We start from the raw sequence: 26,268 nt of genomic DNA, 5'->3' as shown, positions 1-26,268 counted from the left end.
CCGCCGGCGTCCGGCGATCGGATGGCGGCCCATGAGCACAGGGCAGATGCATCCCGGCCAGCACCCCATCGACGACGACCTCGTACGGCGGCTGATCGCCGGGCAGTTCCCGCAGTGGGCGGAGCTGGCGGTGGAGCGGTTTCCCTCCGGCGGCACGGTCAACGCCATGTACCGGCTGGGCGACGCCATGGTCGTACGGCTGCCGCTGGTCGAAGGCGGAGCCGGGGACGTGTCGATGGAGCGGGAGTGGCTGCCCCGCCTCGCGCCCCGGCTGGCCACGGCAGTCCCCGAGGTGCTCGGGGCCGGGGAGCCCGCCGAGGGGTATCCGTGGCCGTGGTCGGTGTACCGGTGGCTGACGGGCGAGAACCCCGAGGCGGGGGCGCTGAGTGAGCCCGTGCTGCTGGCCAGGGACCTGGCCCGGTTCGTGGCGGCGATGCGAAGCATCACCCTCTCCGGGGCGCCGGTGGCCCACCGCGGCGGGCCGGTCGCCGCGCTCGACGCGGAGACCCGTGCCGCGATCGAGGCCCTGCGCGAGATCCCGCAGGAGGACATCGACTGCGATGCCGCGGCCGCCGTATGGGAGGACGCGCTGCGCGCCCCGGGCTGGGACGGGCCGCCGGTGTGGCTGCACGCCGATCTGATGCCGGGCAATCTGCTGGTGGACGGCGGCAGACTGACGTCGGTGATCGACTTCGGGTGCATGGGGGTGGGCGATCCGGCCTGCGATCTGTTCCCGGCGTGGAATCTGCTGCCGGCCGATGCGAGGGAGGTCTTCCGCGAGGCGCTCGGCGTGGACGACGCGACCTGGAACCGCGGCCGGGCGCGGACGCTCTCCCAGGCGCTGATCGCGCTGCCGTACTACCGCAGGACGAACCCGGCGATGGCGCACAACGCCCGGCACGTGATCGGGGCGGTACTGGGAGAGGGCTGAGGACACCGGCCAGGTCCAGGCCGCCCTGGCCGGCCCGCCCGGCATGTACGCATGCGACTGAGTGCTTGAGTTGGCCCGTTTCGCCAAGTACCGCGCTCAGGACGGGACGTGCCCCGGGGGCCGCCAACAAGCTGTTGACTTCGAAATACACAAGCCATTCGGTCACGGCCCAGGCAGGATGCCCTCTGTGAACCATGTCCTGTGCGGGCTCGCTGCCAATGCGGCCCTGCCGTCCGAGCTGGTCGGCCGGCTGATCGCGGTCGCGGACGCGGACATCGCCGCAGACCTCGGTGGTCGCGCGGACCTCAGCCACGCGCAGGCGGTTGCGTTGGTCTCACGCGTTGAGGAGAGCGCTGTACGGCTCGTGTACGAGGGCCGGCTGACCGCGGTCGACGTTGATCCCGCAGCACAGCCGCATGCCGCCCTCGCCTTGCTCGAGGGGCGTTCCGGCAGCCCGGAGTGGGCGCGCCTGTTCGCGGCGGATCCGGTCTTCGAGCGCCGGGAGAAGCTGGCTGCCTGCTCCGGCCTCCCGTCCGATGTGGTGGAGACGCTCGCCGCGGACTCAGACGTACGGGTCGTTGCGGAGCTCGCGTTGTGGACTACGCCGGAAGTCGCCGCCAGGCTTGCGGGGCATCCGCATGCCGAGGTCCGCCGCGCGGTGGCGGCCAACGAGGTGACGCCCCCGGACGTATTGGCGGCGCTGATCACTGACGAGGGGTTGCCTCCCGCGCGGCGGTGCCTGGTCTGCGACCGCGAGGAGCCGCCCTTCGTGCATGACCGGCAATGCCAGAGGCTCGACTGCGATCTGCTGCCGGGAGCCTCCTGCGACGGCTCCCATGAGTCCACCGTGCACGACATGCAGCAGGCGGCGCTGCGGAACCCGGCCACACCCACCGGAGCCGTCGTCGGCTTCGCCGACCACCCTTCTATGCTGCTGCGCCGAGCACTCGCCACCCGCCCGGATCTGCCCTCGGAGGTGAGCGGACGCCTCGCCGTAGATCCCACTCCCGGTGTCCGAGCCGACCTCGCCGAGAATCCCGCGATCGACAGCGCCCTGATCCGCACACTGGCCGGCGACCGTGGCCACGATGTGCAGCGCAGGCTCGCACACAACCCGAACGCGCCGCTTGACGTGCTCATCCACCTGGCCGGCGCTACCAAGATCGGCGCCACCCTGCTGCCGCGGATCGCCACCGCCTCTCCCACCGAGGTTGAGGAGCTGGCCCAGTCGCCGAATCCAGCCGCGCGGATGCTCCTGGCCCAACGACGCGATCTGCCGGCCGAGATCCGAGACGCGCTGGCCACCGATCCCGATGCGAAAGTGGTCACGTCCATCGCTCCGCACCCAGGTCTCTCCGAAGCAGAGTTGCGCGCCATGGTGGACCGGCACGGAGTCCGGGTTGTCGCCAAGGTGGCGGCCAACCCGGACGCGACTCCGGCGCTGCTGGAGGACTTGGCCCGGCACGAACCCTCGGTACAGAAAGCGTTCCGCGAGGTCGCCCGGCTTCGCAATGCGACGGCCTCGGCGCTGCTCGCCTGCTTGGCGGACAAACAGGCGAGGCCCACAGCCGCTGGCCATCCGGCACTCCCGCCACCGGTCATCGTAGAGCTGCTCACCGACGCCGACTGGCAGGTGGTGGAAGCGGCGGCAGCCAATCCGTCGCTGCCGCTTGCCGCGATGCGGGATCTGGTGCCCTAGCTGTATTGCCCTGCCCGCCAACTGAAGCGCTCAGTCACAACGCATGAGTGACTGGACCCGCTAGTTGGCCATCGGGGATCCGAACTACATGGCCGAGTCTGATGCGGGAGACCTACGTGTTTCGGGCCCCCGTGCTGCTGTGCAGCGCGGGGGGCCGAAGGGGTGCCGTCCTCGCTCCGACTCGGGTCACTGGATTCCGGTGGCTCTGGTCACCATGCGCTGATGACCGGCGCGTCGGGTTCGTGCTGCCGCCAGGCCTCATTGAGGCGCGCGAGCCGGTCCGCGGCGGCGATGCCGCGCAGGGACGCGACCTTGCCGTCGCTGACTTCGAACGCCACGGCGCCCACGACCCGGTCCTCGACCACGGCGAGGACGGCCGGGGAGCCGTTGACCAGCGCAATGTGCATCGCGGGCGAGCCGCCGGCCAGCCGCCGCTTCGCCGGCGTGGGCTTGAAGCCGGCCCGCACATAGGAGGCGATGCGCTCGCGCGTCTTGTACCGCAGCAGCCGCCTGGCCAGTCCGGCGCCGTCCGAGACCGCGGTCGCGTCGGCGGTGAGCAGCGCCACCAGCCGTTCGGTGCGCCCCGACGTGGCGGCGGCGAGGAACTCCTCGACGATCCGGCGCGCGGACGCGGGGTCCACCTCGTCGCCGCCGCGGCGCTCGGGAGCGACCCGGCGTCGGGCCCGGTGGACATGCTGCTGGCTCGCGGACTCGGTGATGTCGAGGATCCCGGCGATCTCGGCGTGGGGGTACGAGAAGGCCTCGCGCAGGATGTAAGCGGCCCGCTCGACCGGCGAGAGGCGCTCCATGAGGGTCAGTACGGCCAAGGACACCGATTCGCGCTGCTCGAAGGTATCGGCAGGGCCGAGCATCGGGTCGCCCTCGAGGAGTGGCTCGGGCAGCCAGGCACCGGCCGCTCGCTCGTGGCGCGCCTGCGCCGAGCGGAGCCGGTCGAGGCAGAGATTGGTGACGACCTTGGTCAGCCACGCCTCCGGCACCTCGACCCGTTCGCGGTCTGCGGCCTGCCAGCGCAGGAACGTATCCTGCACGGCGTCCTCGGCGTCGGCGGCCGAGCCGAGCAGACGGTACGCGAGCGAGGCCAGCCGACCCCGGCTGGCCTCGAACCGATCGATGGCTGCGCTGTCCATGCGGAACAGCCTATGCAGCGACCCTGACACCGGCCCGGTCGGGCGCGGTGGCCAGGCGGCGCTTGCGCTTCGGCATGCCGAAGGTCGGGTGGGCGATGCCCCACCCGGCCCCCTTGAGCACGCCCGACTTGAGCCGCGCGGCGGTCCGGCCGCCCAGGTACCAGGACTTCGACCGGACGTCCCCATCCACCATCTGGAAGATCGCGTCCCGCCGCCCGAGGCTGATGTGGTTGCCGTGGTACTTCAGCCCGGTGGTCGGGACCTCACTGCCCGTCAGGCGCGCGATGATCGCGGCGGTCGCCTGCATGTTGGTGAAGCCGGCCGAGGCGCAGGACATCGGCAGCGGCCGGCCGTTCTCGCCGATCGCGTAGGCGCAGTCACCGGCGGCGTAGACGTCCGGGTGCGAGACCGAGCGCATGGTGCGGTCGACGACGATCTGGCCGGTCTCGGCGACCTCCAGGCCGCTGGCGGCCGCGATGGGGTGCACGGCGAACCCGGCCGACCACACGGTCACGTCGGCCGGGATGGACGTACCGTCGGCGGCGATCGCCCGTGTCGGCTCGACGGCTTCGATGCCGGTGTGCTCGTGGACGGTGATGCCGAGCCGGTCGAAGGCCTGGCGCAGGTGACGGCGGGCCTTCGGGGAGAGCCAGGCGCCCAGCTCGCCGCGGGCGGCGAGCGCGACCGAGAGGTCGGGCCGGGACTCGGCGAACTCGGTGGCGGTCTCGATGCCGGTCAGCCCCTCACCGACGACCAGCACGGTGCCGCCCTCCCCCAGGCCGGCCAGGCGTTCGCGCAGACGCAGCGCCGAGGACCGGCCGGTCACATCGAAGGCGTACTCGGCCACGCCGGGGACGCCATGGTGTGCTACAGAGCTGCCGAGCGCGTAGAGAAGCGTGTCGTACGCGAGCTCGCCATCGCCGTCCTCGCCGGTCACTGCGACGGTCCTGCGCTCGGGGTCGACGCCGGTGACGCGCGCCAGGCGCAGCCGCACCCCGGTGCCGGCGAATACGTCGGCGAGCTTGCGGACCGCGAGGTCCTGGCCGATCGCGAGCTGGTGGAGCCGCATCCGCTCAACGAAGTCGGGCACGGCGTTGACGACGGTGATCTCGGTGTCGGCGGGGGAGAGCCGGCGGGCCAGGTTTCCGGCGGCGAAGGCCCCGGCGTATCCGGCGCCGAGTACGACGATGCGGTGCTTCATGGCGTTGCTCCTGTCTCGTTCGCGTGCCCCTTGAACGAGACGGCGCCCCGATTGCTGACAGGAGCCGGGTGTGACGCGGGTCACCGAACCAAGACGAGCGGCGGAGCCTCCGACAGACGCTTCGGCCTGTCTTGGGCAGTCGAAACGGGGCGATGGCCAACTGCGGATCGACCGCAACTCCGCGCCCGCCTGGAAAGACTTTGCATAAAAGTGCAGCGATACGTATAGTCATGCCATCGATGAGGAGGGTTCGATGACGGTACGTGCAGCAGTGGCAGGGGCGAGCGGGTATGCGGGCGGCGAGCTGCTGCGCCTGCTCCTGGCCCACCCCGAGGTCCAGATCGGCGCCCTGACCGGCAACTCCAACGCCGGCCAGAAGCTCGGCGCCCTGCAGCCGCACCTGCTGCCGCTGGCGGACCGCGTCCTGGAAGCGACCACCCCCGAGGTGCTGGCCGGCCACGACGTCGTGTTCCTCGCGCTGCCGCACGGCCAGTCCGCGGCCGTCGCCGAGCAGCTCGGCGACGACGTGCTCGTCGTCGACATGGGCGCCGACTTCCGGCTGAAGGACTCGGCCGACTGGGAACGCTTCTACGCCTCCGCGCATGCCGGGACCTGGCCCTACGGGCTCCCCGAACTGCCGGGCGGCCGTGCCGCGCTGGAGGGGTCCAAACGCGTCGCGGTGCCCGGCTGCTACCCGACCGCCGTCTCGCTCGCGCTGTTCCCGGCGTACGCGGCGGTGCTCGCCGAGCCCGAGGCGGTGATCGTCGCCGCGACCGGCACCTCCGGCGCGGGCAAGGCGCTCAAGCCGCATCTGCTCGGCTCCGAGGTGATGGGCTCGATGAGCCCGTACGGAGTCGGGGGCGGCCACCGGCACACCCCGGAGATGATCCAGAACCTGAGCGCCGCGGCGGATGAGCCGGTCTCCGTGTCCTTCACCCCGACCCTCGCCCCGATGGCCCGCGGCATCCTCGCCACGTGCAGCGCGAAGGCGAAGCCCGGCGCGACCGCCGAGTCCGTACGCGCGGCGTACGAAAAGGCGCTCCAGGACGAGCCGTTCGTCCATCTGCTCCCCGAGGGGCAGTGGCCCGCGACCGCTTCCGTGTACGGCTCGAACGCCGTGCACGTCCAGGTCGCGTACGACGAGTCGGCCGGCCGTGTGATCGCGATCAGCGCCATCGACAACCTCACCAAGGGCACCGCCGGCGGCGCGGTGCAGAGCATGAACATCGCCCTCGGACTTCCCGAGGCCATGGGACTTTCCACGATCGGAGTGGCTCCGTGAGCGACGGACGGGCAGCCGCCGGGCTGCACACGGGCACGATGGCCGCGCCGCTGCGCTGCGCGGCCGGAGAAGCGAACGAGGAGATGCAGTGAGCGTCACGGCAGCACAGGGATTCACCGCGGCGGGCATCGCCGCCGGGATCAAGGAGAGCGGCAACCCGGACCTGGCCCTCGTGGTCAACAACGGGCCGCGTCTGGCCGCCGCGGGCGTCTTCACCTCCAACCGCGTCAAGGCCGCCCCGGTCCTCTGGTCCGAGCAGGTCGTCAAGGGCGGCACCGTCAGCGCCGTGGTCCTCAACTCCGGTGGCGCCAACGCCTGTACCGGCCCCCAGGGCTTCCAGGACACCCACGCCACCGCAGAGAAGGCCGCCGAGGTACTCGAAGGGCACAGCGCCGGCGAGATCGCCGTCGCCTCCACCGGGCTCATCGGCGTCACCCTGCCGATGGACAAGCTGCTGCCCGGTATCGAGAAGGCCGCCGCCGAACTCTCCCCGCACGGCGGCGAGAAGGCCGCCATCGCCATCAAGACCACCGACACCGTGCACAAGACCGCGGTGGTCACCCAGGCGGGCTGGACCGTCGGCGGCATGGCCAAGGGTGCGGGCATGCTGGCCCCGGGCCTGGCCACCATGCTCGTGGTCCTGACCACCGACGCCGACCTCGGCACCGAGGTACTGGACCGGGCGCTGCGCGCCGCCACCCGGACCACCTTCGACCGGGTCGACTCCGACGGCTGCATGTCCACCAACGACACCGTGCTGCTGCTCGCCTCCGGCGCCTCCGGGGTCACCCCCGCGTACGCCGACTTCGCCGCGGCCGTCACAGCGGTCTGTGACGACCTCGCCCGCCAGCTGATCGGCGACGCCGAGGGCGCGAGCAAGGACATCCGCATCGAGGTGATCAACGCGGCGACCGAGGACGACGCCGTCGAGGTCGGCCGGTCCATCGCCCGGAACAACCTGCTCAAGTGCGCCATCCACGGCGAGGACCCCAACTGGGGCCGGGTGCTCTCCGCCATCGGCACGACGAAGGCCGCCTTCGACCCCGACCGGCTCAACGTCGCCATCAACGGCATCTGGGTCTGCAAGAACGGTTCGGTCGGCGAGGACCGGGACCTGGTCGACATGCGCTTCCGCGAGGTGAAGATCACCGCCGACCTGTCCGCGGGCAGCGAGTCCGCCGTGATCTGGGCCAATGACCTGACCGCGGACTACGTCCACGAGAACAGCGCCTACAGCTCATGAGCGCGCGCAAGCACACCGCACTGCCGAAGGCGCAGATCCTCATCGAGGCGCTGCCCTGGCTGACCCGCCACAACGGCAAGACCGTCGTCATCAAGTTCGGCGGCAACGCCATGATCGACGAGGACCTGAAGGCGGCCTTCGCCCAGGACGTCGTCTTCCTGCGCCACGCCGGCCTCAAGCCGGTCGTCGTACACGGCGGCGGACCGCAGATCAGCGCCCAGCTCGACAAGCACGGCCTGGTCAGCGAGTTCAAGGCCGGACTGCGGGTGACGACCCCGGAGGCGATGGACGTCGTACGGATGGTGCTGGCCGGCCAGGTCCAGCGCGAGCTGGTGGGGCTGCTCAACCAGCACGGCCCGCTGGCCGTCGGCATGACCGGCGAGGACGCGCACACCATCACCGCCATCCAGCACCGGCCCGAGATCGACGGCGAGCTGGTCGACATCGGCCGGGTCGGCGAGATCACCGCGATCGACACCGGTGCCATCGAGGCGCTGCTGGCGGACGGCCGTATCCCGGTCATCTCCTCCATCGCCCGCAGCGCCGACGACGGACACGTCTACAACGTCAACGCGGACACCGCCGCGGCCGCGCTGGCCGCCGCGCTGAACGCCGAGACCCTGATGGTCCTCACCGACGTGGAGGGTCTGTACGCGGACTGGCCCAGCAGCGACGAGGTGATCAGCCAGCTCACCGCGAGCGAGCTGGAGAAACTGCTGCCCGAGCTGTCCAGCGGCATGGTGCCCAAGATGGAGGGCTGCCTGCACGCCGTACGCAACGGGGTCCACACCGCGCGCGTGATCGACGGACGGGTCCAGCACGCGATCCTGCTGGAGATCTTCACCGACGAGGGCATCGGCACGATGGTCGTGCCCGACGCGCCAGGACAGGGACCGGGACTGGGACAGGGACCGGGCCAGGGACAGGGACCGGGGGAATCATGAGCAACCAGGAGTGCACGCAGCGCTGGCAGAGCGTGATGACGGACAACTACGGCACCCCGAAGCTGGCGCTGGTGCGCGGCGCGGGCGCCAAGGTCTGGGACGCCGACGGCACCGAGTACACCGACTTCGTCGGCGGCATCGCCGTGAACGCGCTCGGCCACGCCCACCCCGCCGTCGTCGAGGCGGTCTCGGCGCAGATCGCCTCGCTCGGCCACATCTCCAACCTGTACGTCGCCGAGCCGCCCGTCGCGCTCGCCGAGCGGCTGATCCAGCTCGCCGGCCGGCCGGCCCGGGTCTTCTTCGCCAACTCGGGCGCGGAGGCCGTCGAAGCCGCCTTCAAGATCGGCCGGCTCACCGGACGCTCCCATATGGTCTCCACGCAGGGCGGCTTCCACGGCCGGACCATGGGAGCCCTCGCGCTCACCGGGCAGCCGAAGAAGCAGCAGCCGTTCCTGCCGCTGCCGGGTGACGTCACCCACGTCCCGTACGGAGACGTCGAGGCGTTGCGCGCGGCCGTCACGACCGACACCGCGCTGCTGATCATCGAGCCCGTCCAGGGCGAGAACGGCGTGGTCGTCCCGCCCCAGGGCTATCTGCGGGCGGCCCGCGAGATCACCCGGGCGACCGGCACGCTGCTCGTCCTCGACGAGGTGCAGACCGGCATCGGCCGGACCGGCCACTGGTTCGAGTACCAGGCCCACGAGGGCGTCGAACCCGACATCATCACCCTCGCCAAGGGCCTGGGCGGCGGACTGCCGATCGGCGCGACCGTCGCCTTCGGCGCGGCCGCCGAGCTGCTTCAGCCGGGCCAGCACGGCACGACCTTCGGCGGGAACCCCGTCGCGTGCGCCGCCGGACTGGCCGTACTGGACACACTCGCGGCCGACGGACTCCTCGACCAGGTCAAGAGCACCGGCGAAAAGCTCCGCAACGGAATCGAGGCGCTGGCCCACCCGTTGGTCTCCCATGTCCGTGGTGCGGGACTGCTCCTGGGTATCGTGCTCACTGAGTCCCTCGCGCCGCAGGTGCAGCAGGCGGCTCAGGACGCCGGTTTCCTGGTGAACGCGCCCGCGCCCGATGTCATCCGGCTGATGCCTCCGCTGATCATCGGGGACGACGAGGTGGACGCGTTCCTCCGGGTCCTGCCCGGCGTTCTCGGCGCTGCTTACGGGGACGGACGATCCGGAGAATGAGACGACGATGACCGAGGCGCAGGACAACGAGCACGGCGGCCAGGCCGTACCGCAGACCCGCACCGCCCGCCACCGCCGGATCGTGGACATCCTGAACCGGCAACCGGTGCGCTCCCAGAGCCAGTTGGCGAAACTGCTCGCCGATGACGGGCTGAGTGTCACTCAGGCGACGCTCTCCCGCGACCTGGACGAACTGGGTGCGGTGAAGATCCGCAACACCGGCGGCGAGCTGATCTACGCGGTGCCCAGCGAGGGCGGATTCCGTACCCCGCAGGCGCCGTTGGGGGAGTCGGCCAAGGAGGAGCGGATGCGGCGCCTGTCCGGCGAGCTGCTGATCTCCGCCGAGGCGTCGGCCAACCTCGTGGTGCTGCGTACGCCGCCGGGGGCCGCCCAGTTCCTGGCCTCGGCCATCGACCAGGCCGAACTGCACGCCGTCCTGGGCACGATCGCGGGTGACGACACGCTGATGCTCATCAGCCGCGACCCGGCGGGCGGGCAGGCGCTCGCCGACCACATGCTGCGCCTCGCGCAGAAGGAGGGCTGACCTCTCGGCCGCCCCTCAGCCGCCCCTTCAGTAGCGCGTGATCGCGGTCGGGCCCGAGCTGGTCCCGACCGCGATGTGCGGGCGGCGCTCCGGATCGGCCCACCGCAGGATCCTCTTCATCGCCCCCTGGGGCACGGACACGCAACCAGCCGTCGCGCCCCGGCCGTTGACATGCAGGAAAATTCCGGCGCCCCGGCCGCGTACCGGCTCGGCGTAGTTGAAGCCGATGACCATCCCGTACGCGTACTGGGTCCGGTACGTGATCATGTGCTCGGACTCGTCGGCCGAGCAGTCCGCCGGCCGCGGCTCGACCCACCGGTTGTACTGCCGCGAGGCGTTGTCCTGGCACCACCAGGACCCGTCCGTCACCCGCCGGTACGAGAAGTCCGTTCCGGCCGGCGGCGCCTTGATCCCGAACGCGAACGGCAGGTCGTACAGACCGGTCGGCGTGGTGCTGGTGCCCTGCTTCCGTACCCGCCCGTCCGCCAGGCCGTTCGCCCCGAACCTGGCCTCGGCGGAACCGGCCCGGACCCATCCGCCGCCCCGCCGGTCCCACCAGGTCAGCCGCCCGGTGCTGGAACCGGCGCGCGGGGCGACGGCGGTGATGAGCTGGCGGCCGCCGCCGGTGTCGGCCATCCGGTCGGGCAGTGGCGCGGCGCGGCCCGGCGAGAGCGCGGCCGTGGCGGCGACGACGAACAGGACCGTACCCAGAACAGGACCCTTGCGCATACCGGCGACCGTACGCGCGGGGGCCGGCGGCGGCAGCGTGCCTGGGCCGTCCGGCCTAGGGCCTGTCCGGCGGATCAGGGCTGGATAGGACGCGGCGTCTGGTGCACTGCGCTGCGCTCCGTCTCCGCTCTTGTCCAGGCCCTTGGATGCGGAGCTGCATCGCAAGGCGCCGGAGTGTCCTAATAGCGGAGCTATTCGGGCATTTCGGCAACGCGGCGAGGTGCCGTGCCTGGGGGCACCTCCCAGCGGTAGCTGGGGGAGCGTCGTGGCCCCGGCCAAGATCCGCCGGACAGGCCCTAACGGAACCGCCCACGCGTGACGGCCGGACTCAGGGGGTCGGCGGCAGCGGCAGCGGGAGGCCGGGAAGGCCGTCGATGCTGGTGGCGATGGCCGGCTTCTGCTCGAAGTACGCGCCGAGCGACGCGTCGTCCTCGCGCGAGAAGCGCTGCGCGTGCAGCTCGCGCTCGTCGTCGTACGTCATGTAGGGGACGGCGAACCCGCAGCTGTCCCGGATGAGTTCGGCCCGTACGACGATGATGGCGCGCAGCCCGTGCGGGCCGGTGTCGATGTCCGGGAAGTGCGTCAGCAGTTCCTTCCAGCGCGGGTCGTCACGGAAGACCGGCTCGCCGCGTCCGTGCACCCGCACGATCGTCGGCGGCCCCTGGAACGCGCACCACATCAGGGTGATGCGGCCGTTCTCCCTCAGGTGCGCGATGGTCTCGTTGTGGCTGCCCGCGAAGTCGAGGTACGCCACGGTGCGCTCGTCGATGACGGCGAACGAGCCCGTCAGTCCCTTGGGGGAGAGGTTCACGGTGCCGTCGCCGGAGAGCGGGGCGGTCGCGGTGAAGAAGATGTGCTGTTCCTCGATGAAGGTGCGCAGCCGGCCGTCTATCTGTTCATAGAGCTTTCCCATGACACGGATTATCGGCGACCGAATCCGCGCACCGCCGCCGTTTTTCAGCTGGTGATACCCGCCCGCCACCGAAGCTGTCGCAGGACGTCGTCGCTGAACAGATGCGAGCAGCGGTCCAGGAGCGCCGCCACCTCCGCGTCCCCGCGTGGCACGGCGCCCGTCGGCACCCACTGCTGTACGGCCGGCCTCGCCAGAGCACTGAGCCGAGGATCGTCGTCGGACAAGAGGCTGACGGCCGCCCGGAGTTGAGCGACCGGGCCCTTCACTCGCAGCAGGCGGAAGGCCGCCCGCCGGTTGTGGGAGGGCCGGTCCGGGAGGAGCCGCCGAGCCAGCCACTCCTCCGCCAGCCGGTCCACCGACGGCAGGAGCGCCATGGCCGTCTCCCGCGCCACGGCCGGCGCGGGGTCGTCCAGCAGCGGCCGCAGCAACTCCGCGTCGGCCGCGTCCAGCAGACGCAGTCCGGCGACCGCCCGGGCCCGGACGGCCCCCACCGGGTGGGCGAGCAGCGGCACCAGGAGCGCGGCGTCGGCGCGCGTGCCGCACTCGGCGAGGCCGACCGGCGCGCCGGGCGGCAAGCTCCGCGCCGCCGGGTCCGCGCACAGGGCGCGGTAGAGGGGCTGCGGATCGGTTCCGTGCTGCCGGAGCACCCAGCGCGCGCACGCCCGTACGACACCGGAGCGGTCGACGAGGAACGGTTCCGCCTGCGCGGCTCGGCCCGCCCGGCGCAGCGCGGTGACCCCGGCGGACCGCACCCGTGGGTGCCGGGAGCCCAGCAGCGGGCCGAGCACGGCTTCGTACGCCCCGTCCTCGTCGTACTCGTCGTACGCGCCGTCCGCCTCGCGCGCCCCGTCCCGTACCGCGGCGAGGGCGGCCTCCGCGCAGAGGTCCTGGATCACCACGTCGCCGTCGTCGGCGGCCGTACGGGCAAGCCGCGCGGGCGAGAGCAGTTGCCGCCGCACCGCGATCCGGTGGGCGAACCGGCGGGTGGCGCGGTCCTCGCTCACCAGCAGGCCTTCGACGCCCTCGGGCGGCCCTTCGCGCAGCATGCGGTCCAGCAGCTCGTGGGCGAAGCCGCCGTGGCGGCGGCTTGCGACCCGCAGGACCAGGGTGGCGAGAGTGCTGATGTCCGGTCCGGCTGTGGGCAGCAGGTCCGCCAGCAGGGTCCGGGCCCGTTCCCGCACCGGGGCCGCCCAGTCCGCGCAGCGGATCACGACCAGCGGAAGCAGCCCGGGAAAGGTGTCTGCCGCCCGGTCGAGTGCAGCCTCACGGACCCGGCCGTCGGGGTGGCAGAGGGCGAGAGCGAGCACGCTCTCGCCGACCGGCCTGCTGTGCCGGTGGAGCGTCGGCCACCGCAGCCGTTCCTCGAACAGCCGGCGGGAGGGGAGCAGGGCCGGCCGGTGATCGGCCAGGACGCGTACCTCGAGGTCGAGCCCCGTCCAGGCGGCGGCGTCGGTGATGTCGATGACCGCAGGGACCGGTTCGCCCTGCGCGAGCCGCTCCGCCGCAGCCCAGTCGGACTCGTAACCCCTGCTCATCGCCGCCCCCTGCGCTCTGGCCGAAGCGCCGATCGTAGGCGTGACCAGCGCCTTCTCGCCCCTGGTTATCGACCGCATCGCGTCGCGTTGACGAAACATACGGAGTAGTGCATAGTTATGCCAGTCGTTGAATGCACCGTAAGGAGAAACCCGTGACCGAGCGCGTCGTACTCGCCTACTCGGGCGGCCTGGACACCTCCGTCGCCATCGGCTGGATCGCCGAGGAGACGGGCGCCGAGGTCATCGCCGTCGCCGTGGACGTCGGCCAGGGCGGCGAGGACCTGGACGTCATCCGCAAGCGCGCGCTCGCCTGCGGTGCCGTCGAGGCCGAGGTCGCGGATGCCAAGGACGAGTTCGCCGACGAGTACTGCCTCCCGGCGATCAAGGCGAACGCCCTCTACATGGACCGCTACCCGCTGGTCTCCGCGCTCTCCCGGCCGACGATCGTCAAGCACCTCGTCGCCGCCGCGAAGAAGCACAACGCCGGCATCGTCGCCCACGGCTGCACCGGCAAGGGCAACGACCAGGTCCGCTTCGAGGCCGGCATCGTCGCCCTCGCCCCCGAGCTGAAGTGCATCGCTCCGGTCCGCGACTACGCGATGACCCGGGACAAGGCGATCGCGTTCTGCGAGGCGAAGAACCTCCCGATCGCGACCACCAAGAAGTCCCCGTACTCCATCGACCAGAACGTCTTCGGCCGGGCCGTCGAGACCGGGTTCCTCGAGGACATCTGGAACGCGCCGATCGAGGACATCTACGAGTACACCCAGAACCCGGCCCTCGCCCGTGAGGCCGACGAGGTCGTCATCTCCTTCAAGGAGGGCGTCCCGGTCGCCATCGACGGCCGGCCCGTCACCGTCCTGCAGGCCATCCAGCAGCTCAACGAGCGGGCCGGCGCCCAGGGCATCGGCCGGATCGACATGGTCGAGGACCGGCTCGTCGGCATCAAGTCCCGTGAGGTGTACGAGGCGCCCGGCGCGATCGCGCTGATCACCGCCCACCAGGAGCTGGAGAGCGTCACCGTCGAGCGCGAGCTGGCCCGGTACAAGCGACAGGTCGAGCAGCGCTGGGGCGAGATGGTCTACGACGGCCTGTGGTTCTCCCCGCTCAAGCGCGCCCTGGACGGTTTCATCAACGAGGCCAACCAGCACGTCACCGGCGACATCCGGATGACGCTGCACGGCGGCCGGGCCGTTGTCACCGGCCGGAGGTCCGACGAGTCGCTGTACGACTTCAACCTGGCGACGTACGACTCGGGCGACACCTTCGACCAGTCCAAGGCGCAGGGCTTCATCGAGATCTTCGGCCTGTCGTCGAAGATCGCCGCGCGGCGCGACCTCGCCTGATTCGATACGCGTAGCACAGCAGCCGCCTCCCCCCACCGCCGTGGCGGGTGGGGGAGGCGGCCGCACATCCACCCTCCTGAGGAGCTTCAGCTGTGAGCAGCAACAACGGTGACGTCCGGCTCTGGGGCGGCCGCTTCGCCGACGGCCCGGCCGAGGCCCTGGCCAAGTTGTCGGCCTCGGTGCACTTCGACTGGCGGCTCGCTCCGTACGACATCGCCGGCTCGCGCGCGCACGCCCGCGTGCTGCACAAGGCGGGGCTGCTCACCGCCGACGAGCTCCAGCGCATGATCGCCGGGCTCGACCTGCTGGAGGCGGATGTCGCGGCCGGCACCTTCACCGGCACCATCGCCGACGAGGACGTGCACACCGCGCTGGAGCGCGGGCTGCTGGAGCGCCTCGGCCCCGACCTCGGCGGCAAACTGCGTGCCGGCCGGTCCCGCAACGACCAGGTCGCCACCCTCTTCCGGATGTACCTGCGCGATCACGCCCGGATCATCGGCGCCCTGATCGCCGAACTTCAGGACGCCCTGGTGGGCCTCGCCGAGGCGCACCCGGATGTCGCGATGCCGGGCCGTACCCACCTCCAGCACGCCCAGCCGGTGCTGTTCGCCCACCATGTCCTGGCCCATGTGCAGTCGCTCTCCCGCGACGCGGAGCGGCTGCGCCAGTGGGACGCGCGTACGGCCGTCTCCCCGTACGGATCGGGCGCGCTGGCCGGCTCGTCCCTCGGCCTGGACCCGGAGGCGGTCGCCGCCGACCTCGGCTTCGAGCACGGCAGCGCCGGCAACTCCATCGACGGCACGGCGTCCCGCGACTTCGTCGCCGAGTTCGCCTTCATCACCGCCATGATCGGCGTCAACCTCTCCCGGATCGCCGAGGAGATCATCATCTGGAACACGAAGGAGTTCTCCTTCGTCACCCTCCACGACGCCTTCTCCACCGGCTCGTCGATCATGCCGCAGAAGAAGAACCCGGACATCGCGGAGCTCGCCCGGGGCAAGTCGGGCCGCCTCATCGGCAATCTGACAGGGCTGCTGGCCACCCTGAAGGCCCTCCCGCTCGCGTACAACCGCGACCTCCAGGAGGACAAGGAGCCGGTCTTCGACTCCTGCGACCAGCTGGAGGTCCTGCTGCCGGCCTTCACCGGCATGATGGCCACGCTCACCGTCAACCGGGAGCGCATGGAGGAGCTGGCCCCGGCCGGATTCTCGCTCGCCACCGACATCGCCGAGTGGCTGGTGAAGCAGGGCGTGCCGTTCCGGGTGGCGCACGAGGTCGCGGGCGAGTGCGTCAAGGAGTGCGAGCAGCACGGCATCGAGCTCGACCAGCTCACCGACGACCAGTTCGCCAAGATCTCGGAGCACCTCACGCCCGAGGTACGTACGGTCCTCGACGTGCCGGGCGCGCTGGCCTCCCGCAACGGCCGCGGCGGCACCGCACCGTCCGCGGTCGCGGTCCAGCTCGCCGAGGTCAAGGCGGACCTGGCGGTCCAGCACGCCTGGGCGACGGCCAAGCAGTAACCCCGGACACCGGCGCCGCCCAGTCCGTCAGGAGCTCGTCAGGAACTCGTGAGGATGACGAGTTGCTGGGTCGCCCGGGTCATCGCGACATAGCGGTCGACCGCTCCTTCGACGCCCTTGCCGAACTCCTCCGGGTCGATGAGGACGACCAGGTCGAACTCGAGCCCCTTCGACAGCTCCGGGGTCAGCGACCGGACGCGGGACGTCGTTCGGAGCGTGCCCTCGCCGATGTCACCCGTGCCGATGACGCAGGCGGTCCCCTCGGCGTGCGCAGCCAGCCAGGTGTCGAGGATCGCGTTCAGATCCGCAGCAGATCCGTGTACGACGGGGACGCCGCTGCTGCGGATGGAGGTCGGCACGTTGGCGTCCGGGAGCACGGCCCGGATGACCGGCTCGGCTTCCGCCATGATTTCTTCCGGCGTCCGGTAGTTGATGCTCAGGGAGGCCAGGGTGATCCGGTCGAGCCCGATCCGCTCGAGCCGTTCCTGCCACGACTCCGTGAACCCGTGCCTGGCCTGGGCGCGGTCCCCGACGATGGTGAAGCTCCGGGACGGGCACCGGAGCAGCAACATCTGCCACTCCGCGTCGGTCAGTTCCTGAGCCTCGTCCACGACGACGTGCGCGAACGGGCCGACTGGGGGTCCCCCCACGCCATAGGGCAGTGGGGGAAGGTCCGGTTCGGTGCCGGGCGGTGCGGTCTCGTCGACCAGGGTGCTCCGCAGGTCCTCTCCGCGCAGCATCGTCACGGCACCTTCACCGTCGTCGTCCGCCTCCAGCACGGCGTCGATGACGCCGGCCATGCGCTCGCGTTCGGCGGCGACAGAGGCGTTGTACCGTCGCTTACGTCGCGACGCCTCCGGGTCGCCGAGCCGCTGCCGTGCCGCGTCCAGGAGCGGCAGATCGGACACCGTCCAGGCCTGGGCGTCCCCGCGCTGCAGCTGCGACACGTCATCGGGGCTGAGCCAGGGAGCGCACATCCGCAGGTAGGCGGGTACCGACCACAGGTCTCCGACGAGGTCGGCCGCTTCGAGCAGCGGCCACGCGCGGTTGAAGGCCGTGAGCAGCTCCCTGTTCTGCAGCAGCGACTTGCGGAGCAGGTCGGCCGAGACGTCGCCGTCGTGCCTGTCCACAAGGATCGTGAGCAGCTCCTCCCAGATCTGGTCGCGCGCCTCGTTGTGCGGAGTACCGGGTTCCGCTGCTTCGAACGCCACGGCCCAGTCGTCGGCGCTCAGCCGGATGTCGGACCAGTGGGTCGTGACCGTCATCCCCTGGGTGGGCGGCTCCTCGTAGAACCTGACGGCCGTCTCGATCGCCTTCACCAGGTTCGCGGACGACTTCAGGAGGGCCACGTCCGGGTCGGCCTCGATCGCTGCCTCGGCTCCCTCGGCGACGAGGTCCCGCAGGGTGCAGGTCTGCACGCCCTCCTCTCCGAGGCTGGGGAGGACGTCGGCGACGTAGCCCAGGTAGGGCTGGTGCGGACCGACGAACAGCACGCCGCCCCGGCGGTGACCGAGGCGCGGGTCGGAGTAGAGGAGGTAGGCGGAGCGGTGCAGAGCGACGACGGTCTTCCCCGTACCCGGACCGCCGTCGACGACGAGAGCGCCCCGGGATCCCGCGCGGATGATGGCGTCCTGGTCGGCCTGGATGGTGCCGAGTACGTCTCGCATCCGTGCCGACCGGTTGCTGCCCAGGCTGGCGATGAAGGCGGACTGGTCGTCGAGCGCGGCGTGCCCGGCAAACCCGTCCGAGGTGAACACCTCGTCCCAGTAGTCGCTGATCCGGCCTCGGGTCCAGCGGTACCTGCGGCGGCTTGCCAGACCCATCGGGTTGGCGTGGGTGGCTCCGAAGAACGGCTCCGCCGCGGGGGAGCGCCAGTCGAGCAGCAGTCGACGACCCGCGCTGTCCTTGAGACCGAGTCGTCCGACGTACACGGGCTCGGGGTTGTCCGCGCCGACCATGTGCCCGAGGCACAGGTCCAGACCGAAGCGACGCAACGCGCGCAGGCGAGCGGTCAGCCGGTGGATCTCCATGTCCCGGTCCATCGCCTGCCGGCCTTTGCCGCCGGGCGCCCTGAGCTCGGCATCGAGGCGGTCGGACAGTTCGGCGATCGACTGCTCCAGGCACTCCGCGATGGCCGCGAAGTGCTGCTCATCGCCGGCGACCAGCGTCGGGTCGGCCTTGGGAGAGAGGCGGTCGGGAAGGTCAAACGCCCTGGTGGTCAGGGGGTTCACGTCATCAGCTCCGATCTGAGGTCGCTTGTGATCATGGTGCGCGGCAAGGCGTCTGGCGCCGGCCGTTGTCACACTGGCGGCCTTTCCCGGCTGACCGTGTCGAGCAGCAGCTTCGCGGCCACCGTTGTCCCGTCGGTGCGGATGCTGCCGGCCACGACGGTCGCGCGTGCGCGGGTCTCGGGGGTCAGGGCCGCCTTGAGCGCGGCCGACAGGGACTCGAAGGTCGGAGCCGGACCGTCGTGTGCCGCGCCGATGCCCAACTCGGCAACCCGGCGGGCCCAGTACGGCTGGTCCACCATCTGAGGTACCACCACCTGGGGCGCGCCGGCCCGGGCGGCCGTCGTCGTGGTGCCCGCGCCGCCGTGGTGCACAACCGCGGCCACCCGGCCGAACAGTGCCTGGTGGTTGACCTCGCCGACGGCGAAGCAGTCGTCCTGGTCGTCGATCAGGGTCAGGTCGGCCCAGCCGTGCGAGACGAGTGCGCGGCGGCCCTGCGCCCGGATCGCCTCGATGGCCACCCGGGCCGCGTCCTTCGCGGCGCGCATGGGCATGCTGCCGAAGCCCACGTACACCGGTGGTGTGCCGGCGTTGAGGAACGCCTCCAACTCGGCCGGGAGCGGGCGTTCGTCCGGCAGGATCCACGCGCCGGTCTGCACCACGTCGAGATCCGTCAGCTCCTGCCACGGCCCCAGGGTCGGGTCCGCCGCCAGCCACGGCCGGTCGGTGAAGACGTGGTCGCGGACGTTGTCCACCGGTGGCAGACCAATCGACGCCCGGTGGGTGTTGAGCGCGTCGCCGTACAGCGCGTTCACCTTCTCGGCGTCCAGGTCCCACAGCACCCGGTTTTCGGTCACCTCCGAGGGGAACGGCCGGCCCGGCCGTGGCGACGGCGGGTAGTGCGGCGACGGCAGTTCGAACGGATGGAAGCACGCGTACACGTAGCGGATGCCCAACTTCTCGGCCACCGACCGTGCGCCGGCCGGCATCAGGCCGGTCGCCACCAGCGCATCACATCCCCTGGCCGCAGCGGCGACCGTGTCGAACCGTTCGGCGACCAACTCGGCCGCGATCCGGGGCGCGTCCGCCGGCGTCGTCGGCGTCACCCCGGTCACCAGCTCGCGCACCGCCCGGCCGAACGGCACCAGTGGCACGCCGACACCGGCCAGCAGCTCCGCGAACTCCTCGTCCGGCGGCGCGCACACCCGCACTTCCGCGCCGAGTTCCCGCAACCGCACCGCGAGTCCCACCAGCGGTTCGACGTCCCCGCGCGACCCATACGTCGACAACAACACACGCACTTCGTGACTCCCGTTTCCGCAGATTCCTGCCTCGGCGGAGGATTCTGCGGCACGACCGGGGCCTTGCCGCAAGCCCCCCGGTGCGCTATAAGTTGAGAGTGGCAAGGAGTGGGTAATCCTCCTTGCCCTTTGTCGTCCGCGTGTTGCGGACCCCCCGGACCTTCGCCGACGAAGGTGCGCCCTCTCACGATGGGCCGCTCATTACCCCCGGGGTAATCGACCGCTCTCCCCTCCCCGGGCAGGATCAAGCACATCGACGGGAACCCCCGCCGGGATCCGGCCGCAGCCGCGAGGAGAGCGCCATGTCCGTCAAGTCCACCGCCACCACGGCGAGTTCAGCCACCACCGCGAGTTCCGTCGCCGATGCCACCCGGGCCGTCGTGCAGGAGTTCCTTGCCGCCCGCGTGGCCGGGGACACCGGGCGGCTCGTCGCGCTCTTCGCCGACGAGGTCGACTGGCTGCTCGCCGAGAACCCCGTCGTCCCGTGGATCCGCCCACGGTCCACCGCCGCCGAATGCGCCGCCCAGTTCACGGAGTTGATGGAGCACACCGTGCCCGAGGACGCGCGCGCCTCCGTCGACACCTTCCTCGTCGACGGCACCGACGCCGTCCTGATGGGGCACCTGTCGGGGACCGTACGCGCGACGGGAAAGTCCTTCGAGGGCCCGTTCGCGCTGCACCTCACCGTCGAGGACGGCCGGATCACCCGGCACCACCTCTACGAGAACAGCCTGTCGATCGCCGAGGCCTGCGCCCAGTGACGGCGCGGGCGGCCGTGCCCCGAAGGCCTGTCCTGCGGCGGCCCGCGACGTGGTCCGCCGCAGGCGGGCTCCCGGTCAGCCTCGTGGTGTGCGGCCGCTCGGCAAACCGACGAGGGGGCGTGGCGGACGTCGTTGGAGGCCACCAGCCGTATCGCCCGTTGACTGGAGGGCCGCGAAGTCGGCGTGGGCTGCCTCGACGGCCTCGGGGAACGCCTGGGCCTTCTCGTGCTCGGCGAGGGCCCGGTAGATGCTGGCGACGCTGGGGCTCTGTCCCTTGCGCCTGCCGGTCGGGATGATCAGGGCCGGCTCGATCTCGGGGCGGGGTGCCGGGCCGCCATGGCTGCCCCGGTCCCCGGTCGGCAGGGGGCAGCACCCGCAGCAGCTTCGCGAGCCGGGGCACGTTCGTGAACCGGCCGGTGTGGTAGCTGCCAGCGACCGCGCCGCCGCGCGAGCGGCACGGCAAGTGAGAACTCGTGCCTCGGCGCTTCGGTTGGCAAGCTTCGCCGACTGACCTGCGGATGTTCCTCGGCCTGACCGAACCAACCAGCGGCACCGCCACCATCGACGGCCACCTGTTCCGGGACCACCCGCGCGGCATGCGCCACGTCGGCGCCCTGCTCGACGCCCATGACGTCCACGGCGGACGCAGCGCAGCGGCCTACCTGTCCGCCCTGGCCCGCAGCAACGGCATTCCGCGGCGCCGGGTGGACGAGGTCCTTGAGGAAGTGGGACTGGCTCCCGTTGCCCGGCGCCGTATCGGCGGGTTCTCCCTGGGCATGAAGCAGCGGCTCGGCATCGCAACGGCACTGCTCGGCGACCCCCCGGTGCTGCTGTTCGACGAGCCGGTCAACGGCCTGGACCCGGAGGGCGTGCGGTGGGTACGCGGCCTGTTCAGGCAATTGGCCGCCGAGGGACGCACTGTGTTCGTCTCCAGCCACCTGATGAGCGAGATGCAGAACACCGCCGAGCACCTGATCGTCATCGGCCGGGGCGAGCTGATCGCCGACGAGAGCGTGACGGAGTTCGCGGCCCGCGGCACCCGCCAGAGCGTGACCGTGCGGACGCCCGACACCACCGCGCTGGCAGCTGTGCTCAAAGCCGAGGGCGCTTCGGTGCAGCCGGACGACTCGGGCGCAGAGGAGTGGCTCACCTCGATGACCCCGACCGCCCCACAGGCGACGGCCTCCTCGACCGCCGTACGCGCCGCCGAGCCCAGCGCCCGCTTCCGGGACCTCCTCGCCGCCGAATGGATCAAGCTGTGGTCGCTGCGCTCCTCCTCCCTGGCTTTCGGGGCCAGCGCGCTGGTAATCATCGCGATCAACATCAGCGCGGCCGTCGCGGACTACAACAGCTGGCCGACCTACAACGAAGGGATCCGAGCACTCTTCGTTCCGATGTGGGCCATGAGGGACGCATTCACCATCGGCGCCTGCATGGTCCTGATACTCGCCACCGGCAGCATCGGCGCCCTCACGATCGTCGGTGAGTACAGCACCGGACAGATCCGTACGACCTTTGCGGCCGTGCCGGCCCGCCACTCGGTCGTAGCGGCCAAGATGGCCGCCGTGACGGCAGCCATGCTCGTCTACGGCACGGTCGTCGCGGGAACCTCGTTCGGCGTGACACAGGCCATCCTGTCCCGTCGGGGCATCGGCCTGTCCCTCGGCTACCCCGGCGCGCTCCGTGCCGTCGCGCATCCGCGCTGCTCGCTCCGGTGTGCGCACTCGTCGGCATGGGCTTCGGTGCCCTCATCCGGCACACCGCAACCACCCTCGTGACGTTCACCGGCATCCTTCTGCTGCTGCCGTTCCTCCTCAGCGACCGCCACCGCTGGTCATCCGGCATCCTTCACGCGCTGCCCCGCAGCGCGTGGGAACGACTGGTGCAGATGGGCGACCCCTTCGGATCTACCCCCTACCCGGCGACCATCAGCGGGTCGTGGATCGTGTATGCGGCTTGGCCCCTCGCCGCAGCAGTCGTCGCCATGGCCGCTGTCCGCCGCCGCGACCTATGAGCGCGCAAGCCCTGCGCCACCGCGTACACGGCCTGCATGGTGGCCGAGGGCCGGGCTGCCTGGATGCACGCGGGATCGCTCGACGACTGCGAAGTGGCCGGTCAGGCCGCCTGACCGTAGCCGTCCGGGGCGGATGGGCCCGGCTGCAGTCCGAGTTCGTGGGTGGAGTACTCGCCGAAGCGACGGATGTGCTCGGTCAGGTACGGCGAGACGTGGGCCAGGTCCGAGAGTCTGATTCGTAAGTCCAGACGTTGCCGACGTTGCTCGCCTTCCCAGCATGCGGCGCCCGGCCAGGCCGGCTGCCCTGGCCCGCCAACGCGCGCCGGGTCGAAGCGGTAACCCTGGTGCCACCAACTGACCGAGTAGAGCTGCTCGCCGGGGCGGACGCGGGCGCGCAGGCCGCGTTCGATGACGTCCTGGAGGCGCGCCACCCGGTGGTCGTCCGGGAGGTCTCGCATCAGGCGGTAGGCGTGACGCGTGTCGGTGACGTCCCCGACGTGCCAGGTGACGGAGTCGGGCGACTCCTCAATGGCCGGGTAGTAGGTGTAGCTGGGATTGAAGGCGAAGAGTGACTGGAACTCGTCGCACAACGCGTCGTGATCCCGATCGTCGAGCAGCATGGATACCGGGCGGGAGCCGGCGGGGAGCGTGCCGTTCGGAGTCCACGCGTAGACGCGTACGGTCGAGACTGCGCGGAAGCCGACTCCGAGAAGGGCATCCAAGACCGGGCCGGTCGGCGCCTCGGCCGTGAGATAGCGGCGGTCCGGCGCCGGGCCTGTGCCCATGTGGAGGCTCCAGCTGTTGCGGGCCCAGCGGGCCCAGTGGGGGAGGAACTCTGCGTGGGGGCCGGTCAAACCCCGGACGGCCGCGAACTCTGTCGCCCCGACAGCCTCTGCCCAGCCTGCACCGACGATTCTGCTCTCCGCCTCCAGGAGTTGGACGTTCAGCCCCCAGTTCAGCAGGTTCCCGTGGTCCTCGCGGATGTCCGCCAGGCCGCGCACGTACGGACCGCAGGCCTCGACCAGACGGTTCAGCTCCCGAAGTCGGCGGTAGCCGTGGCCGAGCCTGCGCACCTGCATGCCCCGCGCCGGTGCCACCTCGCCTGCCAGATCGTCGAGCTCGGCAATGAGCAGCGTCCGCGTCGGTCCGACGGCCGTGAAACCGGCGGTGCGCAGCGGCTCGTCCATCTGGATCGGGTCGTGGCTGTACGCCCGCCACTCTGCGGGCTCGCACCGGGCGGCGAACGCTTCTTGCTGCCGACTGATCAGCCCGGTGACTTCCGTTGGGTCGGTCCCGTCCGGCAAGGGAGAGTGCCGAACCGTGCCGTGTGTGCCGTAGTGAGTCCGAATCGCCAGGCAGTCCTGTTCGACCACGGCTCCTACCGGCGCCCGCTCCGGGACGTGCCCTCGCACCTGCTCGTCATACGCTGCCAGCAGTGCATCCACCCCATTCATCACGCCCCCGGCCTGGCGGTTACCTGTCCACGGCCATGGCGATTGTCAGGGCCATCGCCAACGTCGGCCACTCATTAACGGTCACTCCGTGGCGGGAGGCGCACCTACTTGACAGTGAGACATCAACGTCTCATTTGGGCTATGGTTGTCTCATGACAGTCGATCGCGACCAGGTGCTGCGCACCGCCGCCGCCCTCCTCTCCCGTAAGTCGACCGCGACCATGGACGAGGTGGCGAAGGCGGCCGGCATCGGGCGGGCCACCCTGCACCGGCACTTCGCCGGGCGGGACGCTCTCGTCAAGGCGCTCGAAGACCTCGGGATCCGGGAGTTCGAGGCGGCAATCGACGCCGCCCGGCTCAGCGAGGGCGGGGCGAGTGACGCGGTGCGCCGGCTCATCGCCGAGACCGAGCCGGGCGCCGGGCTGCTCGCCTTCCTCGTGACCGAGAACCAGCTCTTCGAGGGCGAACAGGTCAACGAGGGCTGGGCGCGGCTCGACGCCCGTGTCTCGGCGCTCTTCCGGCGCGGTCAGGAGGAGGGCGAGTTCCGGATCGACCTCAGCCCCGCCTGGCTGACCGAGGCGCTGTACGGCCTCATCGGCAACTGCGCCTGGGCCATCCAGGACGGCCGGGTCGCGGCAAAGGACTTCCAGTACATGATCGCCGAGTTGTTGCTCGGCGGCGCACGACGGAGCGTGGAGAAATGACGAGTACCGACCAGCGAGCGACGGCGGCGGAGACCGTACGCAGTCCGGGCCGGTGGCTCGCGCTCGCCGTCCTCGTCCTGGCCGTACTGCTGGTCGCGGTGGACGCGACCGTACTCGGCCTCGCCACTCCGTTCCTCAGCGAGGACCTGAAGCCGACCGGCACCCAGCTGCTGTGGATCGGCGACGTCTACTCGTTCATCATCGCCGGCCTGCTCGTCTCCATGGGCAGCCTCGGCGACCGCATCGGCCGCAAGAAGCTGCTGCTGACGGGTGCCGTCGCCTTCGGCGCGGTGTCCGTGCTCAACGCGTACGCCACCAGTCCCGAGATGATGATCCTCGCACGGGCCCTGCTCGGCGTCGCGGGTGCCACCCTGATGCCGTCGACGCTCGCGCTGATCCGCAACATCTTCCACGACCCCAAGGAGCGCAGCCTCGCCGTCGGCATCTGGGGCGCCGCGGCCTCGGCCGGCGCCGCGGTCGGACCCGTCGTCGGCGGCTTCCTGCTGGAGCACTTCTGGTGGGGCTCGGTCTTCCTGATCAACCTGCCCGTGATGGCGGTACTGGTGCTCGTCGGCATCAAGCTGCTGCCGGAGTCGCGCGATCCCAGCCCCGGCCCGTGGGACCTGGTCAGCGTCGGCCTGTCGCTGGTGGGCATGGTCGCCGTCGTGTACGCCATCAAGGAAGCGGCGGTGCACGGCTTCCGCTGGGACATCGCGGGGGCGGGCGTCGTCGGCCTCGCGGCCCTGATCTGGTTCGTCCGGCGGCAGCTGACGCTGCCCTCACCGCTGCTCGACGTACGGCTCTTCCACCACCGGGGCTTCTCCGGCGCGGTACTGGCCGACCTGCTCACCATCCTCGGCCTGTCCGGCCTGGTCTTCTTCCTCTCCCAGTTCCTGCAGCTGGTGCAGGGCCGCTCGCCGCTGGAGGCGGGCCTGATCGAGCTGCCGGCCGCGATCGGCGCCGTGGGCGCCGGGCTCATGGCGGGCCACCTGGCCCGCCGGGCCTCCGTGCGCAGCACGGTGACCGGCGGCCTGACCGCGGTCGGCCTGGCCCTGGCGGCCTGTACGGCGCTGCGCGCCGAGACCGGCGTCCCGGCCCTCGCGCTGGCGCTGTTCCTCGGCGGCGTGGGCGCGGGACTCGCCTTCACGGTGACGGCGGACGTCATCCTGTCCAGCGTCCCCAAGGAGCAGGCGGGCGCCGCCTCCGCGGTGTCCGAGACGGCGTACGAACTGGGCGCGGCGCTCGGTATCGCCGTACTCGGCTCCATCGTCACCGGCGTCTACCGGGGCTTCGCCGTCCCGGAGGGTGTCCCGGCCGGCGCGGCGGAGGCCGCCCGCGATTCCCTCGGCGGCGCGGCGGAGACCGCGAAGGAACTGCCGCAGGACCAGGCAGCGGCCCTGCTCTCCTCGGCTCAGGAGGCCTTCGCCGACGGCTTCCACGCGGCGGGCGCGGTGGGCGCGGCTGTCCTGTTCGCCACGGCGATCGCAGCCTGGTTCATGCTGCGCGGCCAGAAGCTCGAGGACGGCATCGCGCACCCGTGACACACGCGAAGGGCGGTACCCCCGGATCCTCGGGGGT

21 protein-coding genes and 1 pseudogene are annotated in these 26,268 nt (G+C 71.2%); 14 read left to right on the top strand and 8 right to left on the bottom strand.

Annotated features, from left to right (window positions below; all coding sequences use genetic code 11):
- Positions 1–31: 31 nt before the first annotated feature.
- Together ACWV17_RS00700 and ACWV17_RS00695 are read left to right on the top strand one after the other, a co-directional pair.
- A complete protein-coding gene (locus ACWV17_RS00700; RefSeq protein WP_455358027.1) occupies positions 32–931 on the top strand; it encodes an aminoglycoside phosphotransferase family protein in 900 nt (299 codons plus the stop codon).
- A 187-nt stretch (positions 932–1,118) separates the two neighbouring features.
- Positions 1,119–2,630, top strand: a complete 1,512-nt coding sequence (locus ACWV17_RS00695; protein WP_455358026.1) for a hypothetical protein — start codon at positions 1,119–1,121, stop codon at positions 2,628–2,630.
- 209 nt (positions 2,631–2,839) lie between these two features.
- On the opposite strand, the gene ACWV17_RS00690 is transcribed toward ACWV17_RS00695, so the two are convergent.
- Positions 2,840–3,778 (bottom strand): sigma-70 family RNA polymerase sigma factor, encoded by a 939-nt coding sequence (locus ACWV17_RS00690; RefSeq protein WP_455358025.1) that lies wholly within the window; start codon positions 3,776–3,778, stop codon positions 2,840–2,842.
- Positions 3,779–3,788: 10 nt separating this feature from the next.
- A complete protein-coding gene (locus tag ACWV17_RS00685) occupies positions 3,789–4,979 on the bottom strand; it encodes an NAD(P)/FAD-dependent oxidoreductase (protein ID WP_455358024.1) in 1,191 nt (396 codons plus the stop codon).
- A 253-nt stretch (positions 4,980–5,232) separates the two neighbouring features.
- On the opposite strand from ACWV17_RS00685, the gene argC reads away from it, so the two are divergent.
- From argC to ACWV17_RS00660, 5 genes are all read left to right on the top strand, one after another.
- Positions 5,233–6,261: an N-acetyl-gamma-glutamyl-phosphate reductase gene (gene argC, locus ACWV17_RS00680; RefSeq protein WP_455358023.1), complete on the top strand. Its 1,029-nt coding sequence runs from the start codon at positions 5,233–5,235 to the stop codon at positions 6,259–6,261.
- Positions 6,262–6,349: 88 nt separating this feature from the next.
- On the top strand, positions 6,350–7,504 hold the full coding sequence (gene argJ / locus ACWV17_RS00675; RefSeq protein WP_455358022.1) for a bifunctional glutamate N-acetyltransferase/amino-acid acetyltransferase ArgJ: 1,155 nt from the start codon (positions 6,350–6,352) through the stop codon (positions 7,502–7,504).
- Entirely contained in the window at positions 7,501–8,448 is a 948-nt protein-coding gene (argB, locus tag ACWV17_RS00670) for an acetylglutamate kinase (protein WP_455358021.1), read from the top strand. The genes argJ and argB overlap by 4 nt, the downstream gene beginning before the upstream one ends.
- Positions 8,445–9,641, top strand: a complete 1,197-nt coding sequence (locus ACWV17_RS00665) for an acetylornithine transaminase (protein WP_455358020.1) — start codon at positions 8,445–8,447, stop codon at positions 9,639–9,641. Before argB ends, ACWV17_RS00665 begins: the two co-directional genes overlap by 4 nt.
- Positions 9,642–9,648: 7 nt before the next feature.
- Positions 9,649–10,185: an arginine repressor gene (locus ACWV17_RS00660; RefSeq protein ID WP_455355128.1), complete on the top strand. Its 537-nt coding sequence runs from the start codon at positions 9,649–9,651 to the stop codon at positions 10,183–10,185.
- 27 nt (positions 10,186–10,212) lie between these two features.
- On the opposite strand, the gene ACWV17_RS00655 is transcribed toward ACWV17_RS00660, so the two are convergent.
- The 3 genes from ACWV17_RS00655 to ACWV17_RS00645 form a co-directional block, all read right to left on the bottom strand.
- Entirely contained in the window at positions 10,213–10,914 is a 702-nt protein-coding gene (locus ACWV17_RS00655; protein ID WP_455358019.1) for a L,D-transpeptidase family protein, read from the bottom strand.
- A gap of 328 nt (positions 10,915–11,242) precedes the next feature.
- Positions 11,243–11,827, bottom strand: coding sequence for a pyridoxamine 5'-phosphate oxidase family protein (locus ACWV17_RS00650; RefSeq protein WP_455355130.1), 585 nt, complete (start codon positions 11,825–11,827; stop codon positions 11,243–11,245).
- 44 nt (positions 11,828–11,871) lie between these two features.
- A complete protein-coding gene (locus ACWV17_RS00645; RefSeq protein WP_455358018.1) occupies positions 11,872–13,362 on the bottom strand; it encodes a hypothetical protein in 1,491 nt (496 codons plus the stop codon).
- Positions 13,363–13,514: 152 nt separating this feature from the next.
- Here ACWV17_RS00645 and ACWV17_RS00640 point away from each other — a divergent pair, with 152 nt between their 5' ends.
- Both ACWV17_RS00640 and argH read left to right on the top strand, forming a co-directional pair.
- Positions 13,515–14,708: an argininosuccinate synthase gene (locus ACWV17_RS00640; protein WP_455355132.1), complete on the top strand. Its 1,194-nt coding sequence runs from the start codon at positions 13,515–13,517 to the stop codon at positions 14,706–14,708.
- Positions 14,709–14,800: 92 nt separating this feature from the next.
- Positions 14,801–16,228 carry an argininosuccinate lyase gene (gene argH / locus ACWV17_RS00635; RefSeq protein WP_455358017.1) on the top strand — a complete coding sequence of 476 codons (1,428 nt, stop codon included), beginning with the start codon at positions 14,801–14,803 and terminating at the stop codon, positions 16,226–16,228.
- Between the two features lie 38 nt (positions 16,229–16,266).
- Here argH and helR read toward each other — a convergent pair whose 3' ends face one another.
- Complete coding sequence (gene helR, locus ACWV17_RS00630) at positions 16,267–18,459, bottom strand: RNA polymerase recycling motor ATPase HelR (protein WP_455358016.1); 2,193 nt, start codon at positions 18,457–18,459, stop codon at positions 16,267–16,269.
- 68 nt (positions 18,460–18,527) lie between these two features.
- Positions 18,528–19,757: a glycosyltransferase gene (locus ACWV17_RS00625; protein WP_455358015.1), complete on the bottom strand. Its 1,230-nt coding sequence runs from the start codon at positions 19,755–19,757 to the stop codon at positions 18,528–18,530.
- 302 nt (positions 19,758–20,059) lie between these two features.
- Between ACWV17_RS00625 and ACWV17_RS00620 the strand changes: the two genes are divergently transcribed.
- The 3 genes and pseudogenes from ACWV17_RS00620 to ACWV17_RS00610 all read left to right on the top strand — a co-directional run bounded on the left by ACWV17_RS00620 (position 20,060) and on the right by ACWV17_RS00610 (position 22,532).
- Positions 20,060–20,518: a nuclear transport factor 2 family protein gene (locus ACWV17_RS00620; RefSeq protein ID WP_455358014.1), complete on the top strand. Its 459-nt coding sequence runs from the start codon at positions 20,060–20,062 to the stop codon at positions 20,516–20,518.
- A gap of 473 nt (positions 20,519–20,991) precedes the next feature.
- Positions 20,992–21,642: pseudogene (locus ACWV17_RS00615) on the top strand (ATP-binding cassette domain-containing protein); the annotation flags it as partial.
- Between the two features lie 608 nt (positions 21,643–22,250).
- Positions 22,251–22,532: a hypothetical protein gene (locus tag ACWV17_RS00610; RefSeq protein WP_455358013.1), complete on the top strand. Its 282-nt coding sequence runs from the start codon at positions 22,251–22,253 to the stop codon at positions 22,530–22,532.
- A gap of 101 nt (positions 22,533–22,633) precedes the next feature.
- Here the strand turns inward: ACWV17_RS00610 and ACWV17_RS00605 are convergent, their stop codons facing one another.
- Complete coding sequence (locus tag ACWV17_RS00605; protein ID WP_455358012.1) at positions 22,634–23,719, bottom strand: DUF2716 domain-containing protein; 1,086 nt, start codon at positions 23,717–23,719, stop codon at positions 22,634–22,636.
- Positions 23,720–24,138: 419 nt separating this feature from the next.
- Between ACWV17_RS00605 and ACWV17_RS00600 the strand changes: the two genes are divergently transcribed.
- Positions 24,139–24,690, top strand: a complete 552-nt coding sequence (locus ACWV17_RS00600) for a TetR/AcrR family transcriptional regulator (protein ID WP_455358011.1) — start codon at positions 24,139–24,141, stop codon at positions 24,688–24,690.
- Positions 24,687–26,231, top strand: a complete 1,545-nt coding sequence (locus ACWV17_RS00595; protein WP_455358010.1) for an MFS transporter — start codon at positions 24,687–24,689, stop codon at positions 26,229–26,231. The genes ACWV17_RS00600 and ACWV17_RS00595 overlap by 4 nt, the downstream gene beginning before the upstream one ends.
- Positions 26,232–26,268: the final 37 nt, after the last annotated feature.

Source organism: Streptomyces mabaensis, from assembly GCF_053763515.1.
The sequence above is the reverse complement of the archived record's forward strand: the minus strand, read 5'-3'. Positions and strand labels throughout refer to the sequence as shown.